Origin of the sequence: Streptomyces sp. PT12, assembly GCF_003311645.1 — a bacterium.
Classification (GTDB): Bacteria; Actinomycetota; Actinomycetes; order Streptomycetales; family Streptomycetaceae; genus Streptomyces.
In genome coordinates this window covers 90,952-103,806 of the sequence record NZ_QEST01000048.1, presented here as the reverse complement: position 1 = coordinate 103,806, position 12,855 = coordinate 90,952, and the positions used below count along the sequence as shown (strand labels likewise).

General features: G+C 73.6%; 14 protein-coding genes and 1 pseudogene. 5 read left to right on the top strand and 10 right to left on the bottom strand.

Annotated features, from left to right (window positions below):
- Window positions 1-108: 108 nt before the first annotated feature.
- Window positions 109-903 (top strand): VOC family protein, encoded by a 795-nt coding sequence (locus DEH69_RS04945; protein WP_113685639.1) that lies wholly within the window; start codon window positions 109-111, stop codon window positions 901-903.
- Window positions 904-1,251: 348 nt separating this feature from the next.
- On the opposite strand, the pseudogene DEH69_RS04940 reads toward DEH69_RS04945, so the two are convergent.
- Window positions 1,252-1,512, bottom strand: a pseudogene (locus DEH69_RS04940) (antibiotic acetyltransferase); the annotation flags it as partial.
- Window positions 1,513-1,857: 345 nt separating this feature from the next.
- Here DEH69_RS04940 and DEH69_RS04935 point away from each other — a divergent pair.
- A complete protein-coding gene (locus tag DEH69_RS04935; protein ID WP_113685638.1) occupies window positions 1,858-2,712 on the top strand; it encodes a fumarylacetoacetate hydrolase family protein in 855 nt (284 codons plus the stop codon).
- 76 nt (window positions 2,713-2,788) lie between these two features.
- Window positions 2,789-2,992 (top strand): hypothetical protein, encoded by a 204-nt coding sequence (locus tag DEH69_RS04930; protein WP_113685637.1) that lies wholly within the window; start codon window positions 2,789-2,791, stop codon window positions 2,990-2,992.
- Here the strand turns inward: DEH69_RS04930 and DEH69_RS04925 are convergent.
- Window positions 2,989-3,858 carry a phosphatidylinositol-specific phospholipase C/glycerophosphodiester phosphodiesterase family protein gene (locus DEH69_RS04925; protein ID WP_113685636.1) on the bottom strand — a complete coding sequence of 290 codons (870 nt, stop codon included), beginning with the start codon at window positions 3,856-3,858 and terminating at the stop codon, window positions 2,989-2,991. The genes DEH69_RS04930 and DEH69_RS04925 overlap by 4 nt on opposite strands.
- A gap of 155 nt (window positions 3,859-4,013) precedes the next feature.
- Between DEH69_RS04925 and DEH69_RS04920 the strand changes: the two genes are divergently transcribed.
- Complete coding sequence (locus DEH69_RS04920) at window positions 4,014-4,595, top strand: histone deacetylase (RefSeq protein ID WP_113685635.1); 582 nt, start codon at window positions 4,014-4,016, stop codon at window positions 4,593-4,595.
- 67 nt (window positions 4,596-4,662) lie between these two features.
- Here DEH69_RS04920 and DEH69_RS04915 read toward each other — a convergent pair whose 3' ends face one another.
- Complete coding sequence (locus DEH69_RS04915) at window positions 4,663-5,808, bottom strand: MarP family serine protease (protein WP_113685634.1); 1,146 nt, start codon at window positions 5,806-5,808, stop codon at window positions 4,663-4,665.
- Between the two features lie 108 nt (window positions 5,809-5,916).
- Complete coding sequence (locus tag DEH69_RS04910; protein WP_113685633.1) at window positions 5,917-6,336, bottom strand: DoxX family protein; 420 nt, start codon at window positions 6,334-6,336, stop codon at window positions 5,917-5,919.
- Window positions 6,337-6,565: 229 nt separating this feature from the next.
- Here DEH69_RS04910 and DEH69_RS04905 point away from each other — a divergent pair, with 229 nt between their 5' ends.
- Window positions 6,566-6,835 carry a hypothetical protein gene (locus DEH69_RS04905; protein ID WP_147255424.1) on the top strand — a complete coding sequence of 90 codons (270 nt, stop codon included), beginning with the start codon at window positions 6,566-6,568 and terminating at the stop codon, window positions 6,833-6,835.
- A gap of 915 nt (window positions 6,836-7,750) precedes the next feature.
- Here DEH69_RS04905 and DEH69_RS04895 read toward each other — a convergent pair.
- The 6 genes from DEH69_RS04895 to DEH69_RS04870 all read right to left on the bottom strand — a co-directional run bounded on the left by DEH69_RS04895 (window position 7,751) and on the right by DEH69_RS04870 (window position 12,348).
- Entirely contained in the window at window positions 7,751-8,494 is a 744-nt protein-coding gene (locus DEH69_RS04895; RefSeq protein ID WP_113685631.1) for an ABC transporter permease, read from the bottom strand.
- Window positions 8,491-9,423, bottom strand: a complete 933-nt coding sequence (locus tag DEH69_RS04890) for an ATP-binding cassette domain-containing protein (RefSeq protein ID WP_113685630.1) — start codon at window positions 9,421-9,423, stop codon at window positions 8,491-8,493. The genes DEH69_RS04895 and DEH69_RS04890 overlap by 4 nt, the downstream gene beginning before the upstream one ends.
- A gap of 115 nt (window positions 9,424-9,538) precedes the next feature.
- Window positions 9,539-10,228 carry a response regulator transcription factor gene (locus tag DEH69_RS04885; RefSeq protein WP_113685629.1) on the bottom strand — a complete coding sequence of 230 codons (690 nt, stop codon included), beginning with the start codon at window positions 10,226-10,228 and terminating at the stop codon, window positions 9,539-9,541.
- A complete protein-coding gene (locus tag DEH69_RS04880) occupies window positions 10,225-11,424 on the bottom strand; it encodes a sensor histidine kinase (protein WP_113685628.1) in 1,200 nt (399 codons plus the stop codon). The genes DEH69_RS04885 and DEH69_RS04880 overlap by 4 nt, the downstream gene beginning before the upstream one ends.
- A gap of 298 nt (window positions 11,425-11,722) precedes the next feature.
- Window positions 11,723-12,115: a type II toxin-antitoxin system VapC family toxin gene (locus DEH69_RS04875; protein ID WP_113685627.1), complete on the bottom strand. Its 393-nt coding sequence runs from the start codon at window positions 12,113-12,115 to the stop codon at window positions 11,723-11,725.
- Entirely contained in the window at window positions 12,115-12,348 is a 234-nt protein-coding gene (locus DEH69_RS04870) for a hypothetical protein (protein ID WP_113685626.1), read from the bottom strand. Before DEH69_RS04870 ends, DEH69_RS04875 begins: the two co-directional genes overlap by 1 nt.
- Window positions 12,349-12,855: the final 507 nt, after the last annotated feature.

The window sequence follows — 12,855 nt, the reverse complement described above, 5'->3', positions numbered from 1 at the left end:
AGGCGTCGCCCGCGCTCGCCGCGCCGAACCGGGGCGTTCTGGCTAGCGTGGAAGGGCATACCTGTGCCTTTCGGGCGAAACAGGAGAAACATAGGAAAGGGGCCTCTCGTGTCCGACTTCTCAGAGGGTGAGCCCTGTTGGGTCGACGCCACCGTGCTCGACGTGGCCGACGGGAAGCGCTTCTACGGGCAGCTGTTCGGCTGGGACTTCGGGGAGGGCTCGCCCGAGTACGGGGGGTACGCGGAGGCGACGCTCGAAGGGAAGACCGTCGCCGCGCTGGCCCCCCAGATGGCCGGGCAGGAGGCGCCGCCCGCTTGGACGCTGTACTTCTCCTCGCCCTCGGTCGTGACGACGGCGGGCCGGGTGCGGGAGCACGGTGGAACGGTCCTGATGGAGCCGATGGAGATCGGCGACCTGGGCAGGATGGTGCTGGCCGCGGACCCGGGCGGGGTGCTGTTCGGGGTGTGGGAGGCCGGGCAGCACAAGGGATTCGGGGCGCGCGGCCGACCGGGGACGTTCTGCTGGGCCGAGGTCGCCACGCGCGACCCGGCGGCGGCCGACGCGTTCTTCCCCGCCGTCTTCCCGTTCGACGTCGAACGGCACGTGGGAAGCCCCGAGTTCGACTTCTCCGTGTGGAAGGTCGGCGGCGAGCCGGTGATGGGTCGGCTGGCGATGGACGGGCAGGCGGAGCCGGGGATGCCGCCGCACACCGAGGTGTACTTCGTGGTCGAGGACTGCGACACGGCGGCGGCCGAGGTGCGCCGCCTGGGCGGGCGCGTGGTGGACGGGCCGAAGGACAGCCCTTATGGGCGCCTGGCCTCGGTCGCCGATCCACAGGGTGTGGAATTCTCGGTGATCGACCTCACGACGAGGAAGGGCGAGCCTCCGGCGACGACGACATGAGCGGGGCGGGGGCGCGGGGCGGGGGCGGGGCGTGCGAGGGGGCGCGCGGGGCGCGCGGGGTGCGCGGGGTGCGCGGGCCGCTTTCAAGAACATGACTTTCGTCAGTGTTGGGGAGCCGGTCGATTACGTATCGTCGTGGGCATGAGGGAGATGATCACTTTCGGTGGTCGGCGGGGGTGGCCCGCCGAGGGGCGGGCGCTGAAGCCGTATGCGCTGCTCGTGGCCGTCGCGGCCGTGGTGGGCCTGTCCCACGCCGGGACAGCCCGCGGCCGTGGTGGCCCACGAGGCGGGTCTGGTCGGCTGATGGGCCGGTGCACGGCGTCGGCTCCAGCGGTCCTGTCGGGCCGCTCAGCCGCGGGGCGGCGCCACGGCCTCCAGGGCGTCCACGTCGCCCGCCATCACCGTCCGCACATGCGCGGTCAGGTGCTCGACCGGCCAGTCCCACCAGGCCAGCGTGAGCAGCCGGGCGATGTCCTCGTCGGCGAAGCGCAGCTGGATCAGCCGGGCGGGGTTGCCGCCGACGATGCCGTAGTCGGGCACGTCGTCCACCACGACCGAGCCCGAGGCCACGATCGCCCCATGGCCGATCCGCACCCCGGGCATCACGGTGGCGCGGTAAGTGATCCTTCGCCTCAGCCCACGAGTCGGTCATGCTTCCCCCCGTTCGCGGGCGCCATATGGCAAGTGCTGGCGCAATCCCCCCATGTGACGGCCCGTCGGCGCCCGCCCTGATACCGGGAAGGTCGGATGTTTCGCGGGGCCCGGCCCGCCGCCCTGTGCCCGGTGCGACCGGGGCGACGTCGCGTGACGGTTGAGCCGTGGGGTCGTCTGAGGGAGAGTGGCCCCGACGCCCACTGCGGAAGTCACTTTCCGAAAGCCCCGAAAGCCCCGAAAGCCCCGAGAACTCCGAGAACTCCGAGAACTCCGAAGAACACGGCAAGGAGCCACACGATCATGCGTCTGATGCGCATCGGCGAGGCGGGCCATGAGCGGCCCGTGCTCGTGTCCGCGGACGGCCAGCGCCACCACGACCTGCGGCCCGTGACGGCCGACATCGACGGCGCGTTCCTCGCCGCGCTCGCCGATGACCCCGGCCTCGTGCCCGACCCGTCGTCGCTGCCCGCGACGAGCATCGAGGGCGAGCGGATCGGCGCGCCCGTCGCCCGCCCGTCCGCCGTGCTGTGCATCGGCCAGAACTACGCCGCCCACGCCGCCGAGTCGGGTGCCGAGCCGCCCACGGTGCCGATCCTGTTCTACAAGTCGCCCAACACGGTCGTCGGCCCGCACGACGACGTGCTCATCCCGCGCGGCTCGGCGAAGACCGACTGGGAGGTCGAGCTGGCCGTGGTCATAGGCCGCAGGGCGCGCTACCTGGCCTCGCCCGCCGACGCCCTCGCGCACATCGCCGGTTACGCGGTGAGCAACGACGTCTCCGAGCGCGCCTACCAGCTCGACGAGTCAGGCGGCCAGTGGTCCAAGGGCAAGAGCTGTGAGACGTTCAACCCCCTGGGCCCGGTGCTCGTCACCGCGGAGGAGGTGGCCGATCCGCAGGCGCTGGGGCTGCGCTCGTTCGTCAACGGCGAGAAGCGGCAGGACTCCTCGACCTCCGACATGATCTTCGGCGTCGCCGAGATCGTGCACCACCTCTCGCAGTACCTGGTGCTCGAGCCGGGCGATGTCATCAACACCGGCACCCCCGAGGGCGTCGCGCTCTCCGGCCGCTTCCCCTATCTGACGGCGGGCGACATCGTCGAGGTGGAGGTCGACGGGCTCGGCCGCCAGCGTTCCACCCTCAGCCCCGCCCCCTGACCCCGCCGAACTGGCGTGCAGGATCGCACTCTTCCGGGTGGCGCGCGGATTGGCGCCACCCGGATAAGTTGGCGCCATGGCAGAGCACCATGTGATCCGCGTCAGATACGAGGGCGGGCCACGCGACGGCCGGACCGTTGACGTTCTGATCACCGGCCGGGTGCCGCTGCCGCTGATGCTGGCGGCGCGGCAGTCCGGCGGGATGTACGAGCTGCGGTCCACCGAGGGCCGCGGCACACGCTACGCCTGGATCGACGACCTCCCCGCGCGCAGCACTTAGCGTCCCCCGTCGACCTCCCTGAGGAACGCCGCCAGGCCGGGGAGGTCGTCGGTGTTGAGGTGGTCGACGCCCGCGGCCACCAGCTCGCGCCAGACCGCCTCACGCTCGGGGCCCGGCAGGTCGGGGGTCGCCCAGAACCTGGTCCGCTGCCCCCGCGCCCGCGCCGTCCTGGTCAGGTCGCGCAGCAGGCGGCGTTCGGCCTCGGGCATGGGGCCCGCGCCGAGCCAGGTGAAGCTCTGCGTCCAGTTGGAGCTGATCAGCGGGATGAACGACGCGGGCGCTGGCGAGCCCAGGTCGTCGAGGCGCCCGTCGTAGAACGCGCGCCGCACCCGCTCCTCCTCCATCGGCACGCGCGCCGCCCGGTCGCCCGAGATCACGGCCTGCACGGGGCCCTTCCGCGTCCGGCCGTCGATGGCCTTCATAAAGAGGGAGTCATAGCGCTCGAGCACGCGGGAGAGCGCGCGGTAGGTGGCGTCGCCTGTGTTCTTGATGTCGATCAGCAGCTGGAGCGTCACCCGGTGACCCGGGTAGACCCGCCCGTGCCCCCGCCTGACGATGTCGAGCAGCGGGTCGAGGTAGAGCGCCTGAAGGGTGCGGGCGGGGTCGAGGTCGATCTCGTCGTGGGCCACGAGCAGTTGCCCTTCGACCAGCCAGATGTCGGCCTCGACGCTGGTGAAGCCGTGGTCGAGCGCGTCGAACAGCGGGCGCTCGTGCTCGTAGTCGTTGTGCGCGTGGGCGCGCGGCAGGGGTATGGTGCCCCGGCCGCGGCCTGCCGCGGCGGCCGTGCCTGGCACGGCCACCCCGGTGGCGAGCGCGGCGGAGAAGGCGGCGGCCCCCATGGCACGGCGGCGGCTCAGAAACGTCACGATGACTCCCGGGGACGGTGAGGTGGCGGACGCGAGTGAGTATCCGGGGAGGCGCGGGCGGATTGGCAGGCACGAACGGAGATTTCCCCGACCGGTCATCGGCGCTTTCCCCCGGGTCCTCAACCTCCGTCTGGTACGCGGCATATGGGTCGAATATGCATCCGGCGCGGCTGGCGTCGTACCTCGAGGGCGGGGTTCCGCCGGGCGGCGCGCGGGCCCACCCCGGGTGCCGCGATGCACGGCCGCCGCGGCGGTCGACGGCGCTGACCCTGCCGGGGCTGCTGTACTTCGCGACCGAGTCGGCGGTGTGGACCGGAGGGCGTGCGTTCTATGACCCGCACGCCCCTGGGGAGACCGCGGCGCATGCGCACCTGGTCACGCTCGGGCAGCTCTCGGACATCGCCGCGCAGGAGATGGGCCGGGCGCCCGGCGCCGATCTCGATCTGACGGCGGTGCTGCGCACGGGCCGCGCCAGGCTCGGGCCGGGGCGCTACGAGACGCTGGTGTGCGCGGGAACGCTCGACGGGCATCCGGTGCTGACGTTCACCGCGCCGTGGCGCAGCGTCTCCGTGCCGTGGAACGCGCCCGCCGCGGCGTATCTGCGGCATCTGGGCGGAGGGCTGCGGGCCGCCCATGGCTGGGGCGCGGCGCGGGCCGGTGACTATCTCGCCTCGCGCCCCGGGGCGCGCGGGCACTGGGCGGCGCACGAGGTCGCGGCGCTCCTGAACGCGGCCTGAACGCGCCCCCGCGGGCGGCCTGAACGCCCCCCGACGCCCCCCCGCCCCCGCCCCGTCAGCCCTTCCGTCAGCTTGTTGTCGCCTCCGCGTGCGGGCGTATCTGGTCCGCGGTCAGGACATAGCCGGTGTGGTCGTCGGTCGTCGAGCGGGCGAAGACCATGCCGAACACCTGGCCCTCGGTGGTGAGGAGCGGTCCCCCCGAGTTCCCCGGGCGGACCAGGGAGCGGACGGTGTAGATGTCGCGGGTGACCACCGAGTCCCCGTCGATGTCCTGCCCGCGCGCCTGCGTGCGCCCCGCGACGGTGGCGGCGCGCAGGTCGAGCGGGCCGTCCTCGGGATAGCCCGCGACCACGGCGGGGTCGCCCCGCGTGGCGTCGTGCGCGAGCGCGAGGGCGGGCGCGTCGAGCCCGGGCACCGCGAGCACGGCTATGTCCATGTCCGCGTCGAACAGGATGATTTCGGCCTCCATCCGCCGCCCCACGCCGCCGAGCTGCACCGTGGTGACATCGGCGCCCTCGACCACATGGGCGTTGGTCATCACGCGCTCGTCGGCGAAGACGAAGCCGCTGCCCTCCTGCCCAGAGAACCCGGCGCTCGCCGCGATCTTGACCGTGCTGCGCTGGGCCGCGGCGACGGCGGCGTCCGTGACGTTGTCCCCCGAGGGCTCGGGCACCTCGGCGGTCGGGGCGTTCTCGAAGGGGTTGAAGACCTGGGGGAATCCGGCGTCGTTGAGCGCCCCGGCCGCGCGGTTGAACCACGTGGGCGCCTGCGCGGGCATCCCGTCCTGCACCGCGCCGAGCACGCGCGAGTCCTGCACGACGCGATTCAGCTCGGGGGAGGGGGTGGGCGTCAGCGCGCTGGCCGCGATCCAGGCGACCAGCAGGACCGCAAGACCGTTGAACACCGAGCCGCCGACGCCGTCGAGCCAGCGCGCGGGCGCCCGGCTCACGCTGTCCCTCAGCCGCAGCGCGAGCGGCCACGCGCACGCCTGCCCCACCGCCGCGGGGATCAGCACCACGAGCAGCGCCACCACCGTGGCCGTGACCGACCCGGGCTCGACATGGTCGACAAAGAACGGCAGCAGCCACACCCCGAGCGCCGCCCCGCCGACAAAGCCCACCAGGGAGACCACGCCCGCTATCAGCCCGCGCTGGAACCCCGAGACGGCCGCGGCGAACACCGCGACCAGCAACAGCAGATCCAGCACGTTCACCGGTGGGCCCGCCCCCCCTTGATCCTGTTCGTTCGGTTATGGAACGAGGCGGGCCGCCACCGTGTTCCCCGACGCGCCCGTCGGTGCTGGTCGATCAGTGCTGGTCGATCAGTGCTGGTCGAAAAGTGGCGCGGTGATGGTCAGCCCCACCTCGCCGCCCGCGATCGCGAACAGCCCGAACAGCATGAACGACGCGCCCGCGAGCGAGAGGTCCTTCATGAAGTGGACCATCTCGTTCTGGCGCGTGGCGGGGTCGGTCTCCTTCCAGAACGGGTGCATCAGCAGCGCCGTCGGGACCAGGAAGGCGACCAGCAGGAGCGCGCCGAGGTCGGGCCAGACCCCGAGCACCACGCTCGCCGCGCCGAGCGCCATCAGGATCCCCGACAGGGGGACCGACGCCTCCGGGAAGGGAACGCCCTTGCTCCTGGCGTACCCGGCCATGGCGTGGGTCTGGGTGAGGTGGCCGAGGGCGGAGTTGAGGAAGAGGGCGACGAAGACGATCCGCCCGATGAGTACCACGATGTCCATGGAAGGCGCCTCCAGAGCCGACAGATCGTTGGCTGACAGACCGCCGCGTCAGGTCGCCGCGTCAGGGCCTCCCGGGGCGGCACCCCCAGGCGGCGCCGCCCTCGCGCGGCTCACTCCACTGTGCTGCCGCGCCAGGGGCCCGGCAACCGGAGGAACGCCCCCGGCGCGTGGGGCTCATGGGCGCGCCATCGCGGGTGAACACCCGTGCGGCGATGTGCCCCCGCGGGACGTGAAGCTCGTTCCGGACGCCGAGGGCATCACCACCCTCGAACACCTCGACGCCACGCCCGAGCCCGTGACGCTGAACCCGGGCGAGCACGCCACCCTGTCCCTCATCTGGCGCAATACCGTCGAGGGCTTCGGCACCCCGGTCGAGGGCGTCCACCTGGAGATCGCGCCCATGGAGGGCGATCAGGCCCGCGTGCTCACCCGAGTACCCCCTGGACATCGGCACCACGGGCGAGCTCGGCGTGACCGCGTGGCAGGCGTTCGACCGTGAGGCCCCGTGGCGCCGGGTCCCCGTGTCCTCGGGCTGACCGTGCGGGAGGCGGGCGCGTTGGCCTACGACGGCACGACGGCACGACGGCCATGGCGCTGGTACGGCCCGATGCGCCCGCGCCCCGGCGAGTGGACGCTGATCACCGCCGCGGCGGGCGGCATGGGCGTGCTGCTGGTACAACTCGCCCGCGCCGCGGGATCCCCCGTGATCGCCGCCGCGCGAGGCGAGCGCAAGCTGGCGCTGCTGCGCGAGCTGGGCGCCATGGCGTTCGCGTTCACCGCGGACGGCGGCCGGTTCTCCGGACACGGAGCGCCGGGCGGCGGCAGTGCGGCGGGCGACCCCCGGAGGCCGAACGCCGTGGCATCGCGCTGCGCGAGGTTCCCTGCGGGGGGCAGCCCGTTTCTCCGTCCCATGGCGTATGACCGTTGCTCGGTCATGGGCTTCCCCTCCGGGGGTGGGCCCGTTGCCGCCCGCGTGGGGTGTGACCACGGCTCGCTCCGCGGCGCGTGCCGCGCGCGAGGAGTGCGGGGATCTCCGGGCGGAGGCGGTCCCCGCCGTATGGGCTTCCCCCGGGGCGGGTCGCTGCCGGGGCTGTGGCGTGTGGGGCCAGGTGCCGTCGCGGGGCGGGGCTCGCTGGGTGCCTCACCGGCGGCCGTGAGGGGGCCCACCGCCTATGAGCGCCGTCCGCCGCGCGGTGGTTGCCGTGGCAGAAGCGGCTCGCTGCCGCGCGGGCTCTCCGCCCTGTGGCGTATGACGGCGGCCCGTTCATGGGCCTGCCCTCCGGGCGCGGCGCGTTACCCCGAGCCCGGGGCGTATGGCCGCGCCCCGGTTCCGCTGCCCCGGTTCCGCTGCCCCGGTTCCGTCGCCCCGGTACCGTCGTCGGCCCGGGCTCAATGCGTACCTCACCGGAGGTGATCACGCGTCGCGGGTTCGCAGGGCCGCGCCCGCCGCGAGCAGGGTCAGGGACGTGTAGCCGGTGACCAGCAGCAGGGACGGCCAGGCGCCGAGCGAGCCCACGGCCTCCGCCGTCGCGTCCGACGTCTGCGTCAGCTTCTCCAGCGCGGCGGTCGGCGAGATCCCGGCCACCCACCGTTCGGCGTCGCCGAAGAGCGGCCCCAGCATCGACGGCAGCAGCAGCCCCGCGACCACGGACGTCACCGCGCCCGCCGCGTGCCGGACCAGCGTGCCGACGGCGAGGCCGAGCAGGCCCGCGACGGAGAACGCCGCCGCGACCCCGAGCAGCGCGGGCATCGGATCGCCCTGCGCGTAGCCGTCGTCGAGCAGCGCGTCCCCGACGAGGTACGCCGCCGCAGTGGACGGCAGCGCCAGCGCGTACAGCAGCCCGGCGACCAGAACGGCCTTGGCCGCGAGGACCGTTCCGCGGCGCGGCACGGCGGCGAACGTCGTCACCGTCGTGCCGCTGCCGTACTCGCCCGACACCACGAGCACCCCGACCACGGCCGCCAGCATGAGCGCGGGGACGGCGATGGTGAGGCTGCCGCCCAGCACCGTGTCGTCCGGCTGAAGGCTCTCGGTCGCCGCGACGAACACCGCCCCTGGCACCGGGAGCACCGCCATCACCAGCGTCGTCCACACCGTGGACCGCAGGCTGCGGAACTTGATCCACTCGAACGCGACCGCCCGGCCGAACTCCCTCATGAGGCCACCTCCGCCCGCTCGCTGACGTATTCGGCGGACGACGCCGCCATCGCCGTGTAGACGTCCTCCAACGACGCGAGGCGCGGCGCCAGTTCGCGCAGGGCCACGCCGTGCGCGAGGGCGAGGCCGCCGATCGCCGCCGCGTCGAGGCCCTCCACCAGCCAGCCGCCCCGCGCGTCCGGCTTGACGCGCGCCCCCGCGGACTCCAATACGGCCCGCGTGCGCGGCGCGTCGCGCTCCTCCGCCGCGCGGACGAGCGTGCGGCTCGTCGAGTGCCGCTCGATGAACTCCCGCATCGGCATGTCCGCGAGCAGCCTGCCCCTGCCGATCACCACCAGGTGGTCGGCCGTCAGCTCCATCTCGCTCATCAGGTGGCTGGAGAGGAACACGGTCCTGCCCTGCGCGGCAAGCGACCTCATCAGGTCCCTGATCCAGCGGATGCCCTCGGTGTCGAGGCCGTTGACCGGCTCGTCCAGGACCAGCACCTCGGGGTCGCCGAGCAGCGCGGCGGCGATGCCGAGGCGCTGGCCCATGCCGAGCGAGAAGCCACCGGCCCGCTTCCGCGCCGTGGCCGGGTCGAGGCCGACCGTTTCGAGCACCGCGTCCACGCGCCCCCGCGCGATGCCCGTCGCGGCGGCGAGCCCGGCCAGGTGCGCATGGGCGGAACGCCCGCCATGCACGCCCTTGGCGTCGAGCAGCGAGCCGACGGTGCGCAACGGGGCGCGCAGCTCGCCATAGGGGCGCCCGCCGATCAGCGCGCTCCCCGAGGTGGGGGAGTCGAGCCCGAGGATCATCCTCATCGTGGTGGACTTCCCGGCGCCGTTGGGCCCGAGGAACCCCGTCACCCGCCCGGGCCGCACGGTGAACGAGAGCCCGTCGACGGCGCGTTTGGCGCCGTATCGCTTGGTCAGTTCGTGTACGTCGATCACGTCGCCGACGCTAGGCCGGGCGCGCGCTCCCGCCATCCGCCGCGCGGAGTCGGCCGCTACCGCGCCGGGAGTAGCGCGCCCCGGCGCACGCGCCCCCGTTCGCGCGGGCGCGGGGTCAGGGGGCGCCGCCGGGGCGTTCGCCCGCGCGGACCAGGCCCGTCTCATAGGCGATCACGACCAGCTGGGCCCGGTCGCGGGCGCCCAGCTTTGTCATCGCGCGGCTGATGTGGGTCTTCGCGGTCAGCGGTGACATCAGCAGCCGGGCGCCGATCTCCTCGTTGGACAGGCCCGCGGCCGCCAGGGCCATCACCTCGCGCTCGCGCCCGGTCAGCGGCGCGAGCCGCGCCGCGCCCTCGGCCACCGGCGTGCGCAGCCGCGCGAACTCCTCGATCACGCGCCGTGTCACCGCGGGCGCGAGCAGGCTGCGCCCCGCGGCGACCGTGCGGATCGCCTCGCGCAGCCCTTCGGGCTCGATGTCCTTGAGCAGAAAGCCCGCCGCCCCGGCCCGCAGCGCCTCGAAGACGTACTCGTCGGCCTCGAACGTCGTCAGCACGAGCACCCGCACCCCGTCGAGCGCGGGCTCGGCGGCGATCCGGCGCGTGGCGTCGAGGCCGTCCATCCGCGGCATGCGGATGTCCATCAGCACGACATCGGGCCGCGTGGTCCGCACCGCCTCCACCGCCCGTTCGCCGTCGGGCGCCTCGCCGACCACCACCAGGTCGTCGGTCAGGTCGAGCAGCGCCCTGAACCCCGCCCGCACGACCGTCTGGTCGTCCGCGAGCACCACCCGGATCCGCCCGGTCACCCCGGCACCCCCTCGCGTTCTGCCGCCACGGGCAGCAGGGCCCGCACCCGGAAGCCGCCCCCCGGCAGTGCCCCGTACTCCAGGGTGCCGCCCACCGCCGCCGCGCGTTCGCGCATCCCCAGCAGCCCGAAGCCGGTGCCCGGGCTCGGCGCGGCCGGGCCCTCGTCGGTGACCTCGACCAGCAGGCCGCCGTCCATCGCCCGCACGGACACGGCGGCGTGCCGGGCGGCGGAGTGCTTGACCACGTTGGTCAGCGCCTCCTGCACGATGCGATACGCGGCCAGCTCCACGACCGGCGACGCGCCAGGCCCGCCGCCCCCGTCCGGCCCGTCCCCCTCGGACCTGCCTCCGTCTGGCCCGTCGCCCTCCGGCCCGTCGCCCTCCGGCCCGTCGCCCTCCGGCCCGTCCCCCTCGCACCCGTGCAGCGTCACCCGCAGCGGAACGCGCCCGATCAGCTCGGGCAGCTGCGCCAACCGCGGTGCGGGCGCGGCCGGTTCGCCGCCCTCGTCGCGCAGCAGCGTCACCGTGGTGCGCAGCTCGCGCACCGCCTCGCGCCCCGACGCGCGCACCTGCGCCATGGCCCCTCTCGCCAGCTCCGGCCTGGTGTCGAACGCGTCGAGCGCGAGCCCCGCCTGCACCGTCATCGCCGTGACGGTATGGGCCACGATGTCGTGCAGCTCGCGCGCGATCCGCACGCGCTCCTCCCGCACCAGGCGCGCGGTCTCGCGTTTGCGCTCCTCCTCCGCGCGGCGCGCCAGCTCGTGTCGCCCGCGCACCACCTCGCCGAGCAGCAGCGGCACCAGCGGGATGGCCATCTCCAGCACGGGCGAGGGAACGGGCCGCGCCTCCTCCTGCCCCGCCACCACGGCCGCCGCGCCCGAGAGGAACGCGGCGATCACCGCGACCCGCAGGGTGCGGCGGCGGTCGCCGTGCTCGGCGACGAAGTAGAGGCACACCATCGCGGGGAGGTTGAGCAGCTCCCCGAGGTGGCCGACGAGCGTCCAGGTCAGCGACCCGGCCCCGGCCACCACCGCCGCGGGAAGGGGGCGGCGGCGGTGGCCGAGCAGCGCGAGCACCGAGACGGCGTACACGGTCCAGCTCAGCCAGTCGTCCTCGCGCGAGCCTTGCACGTTGGACGCAAGATCGGCGGCGGTCAGCGCCCCGACGGCCAGCGTGAGCAGCAGTTCCTTCCCCATGCGCCCACGGTAGGCGTGGCCCCGGGGCGCGCGCGTACACCCGCCGGAGTAGGAGGGGACTCCTGGGAGCGGCGGCCTATATGTTGATCCTGGGAGCGGCGCCATCCGCTGACCTGCGAGAACACCGGACGACGGTGTCTGACCTGGGAAAACCACTTTCAGTGCTTCTCATTGTTCCGGGTCACCTTCAGGCGCCGTGTGCCCTGACCGTGCCCTGAGGGCACGACCGGATGGGCGCGTGAGCGGGGGTGCGGTGATGGGGCGCGCCCTCGCGTCCACGATGGCGCCCACCCGGTCGTCACGACGGGATGTCCACGGGCAGCCCCGCGGTTCGTGCGGCGTCGGCCAGCCGCTTGTCGTAGGTGACGAACGAGGTGAGTCGGGGATGGATGGACAGGGCAGTGCCGAGATGGATGGCGTCCAGGCTCCGCACCGTTGCTGGTCGCACGGTCTGAGCCAGGATGCGGATCCGCGGCGCCATGTCGACCATGTCGATCAGGTCCAGGATCGCGGCGAGCCGTGTGACGGACTGCGGGGCGTGCCGGACCAGGGCCCGGAACGACTCGACCTCCACCAGAGACGAACTGGTCCAGCCTGTCTCCGCCCGCTCATCCAGCCAGTCACGCAGGGCCTGAGACCCGGCTTCGGCGTGAACGAGTTTGACGACTGCGGCGGAGTCGAGATAGATCACTAAAGCTCTTCCCCGCGCTCCCTGGAGATCTCAGCGGCGACATCGATGCCGTCCAACTCGCCCAGCGGCAAGCGCAGCGCGGCACGCCGCATGGCGGCCGCGCGCTCCCTGCGCTGGGCCGCTTCCAGCACAGCTTGACGGATGACAGCCGAGCGGGAGCCGCCATCGCGAGTGAGGACGTCGACCGCGTGCTCGGTCTCCGCATCGCTGCGGATCGTGATGGTGTCAGCCATGAGGCAAGCGTAAGACAAGAAGTCTTACGCGACAAACGGGTTCGCGGGCACCCGCTCGGACAGCAGACAGGGCGCGGGGCAACGCGCGGCTGTGCCTCCCCCGGCGGGGCGCTGCGGTGCTCCCTCGTCGACGAGATGCGCACCTGGGCGGTCAGCGGCTTCACCTCCCGGGCCGACCTGCGCTCCGCGCTGGTGGCCAGTTCCTCGCTGCCCGTCGCGTTGCGCGGCACCACGACCTTCCGCGGCCAGCGCGCCCTGGACGGCGGTGTGCTCACCCCGCACCCCTACCAGTTGGCGCTGGACGACGGGTGCAGTCACGTGCTCTCCCTCAGCACCCGGCCCATCGCCACGCCGCCCGAGCGCCTTGACCTCTCCCGCCGCTACGGCATCCGCCACATCAACCGCATCCGGCCCGGCCTCGGCGACGGCTACGCGAAGGCCCTCATCCGCGACCGGGACGAGCGGCGCACGCTCCAGCGGCGCACGCTCAAGCGGCGGATGACGGAG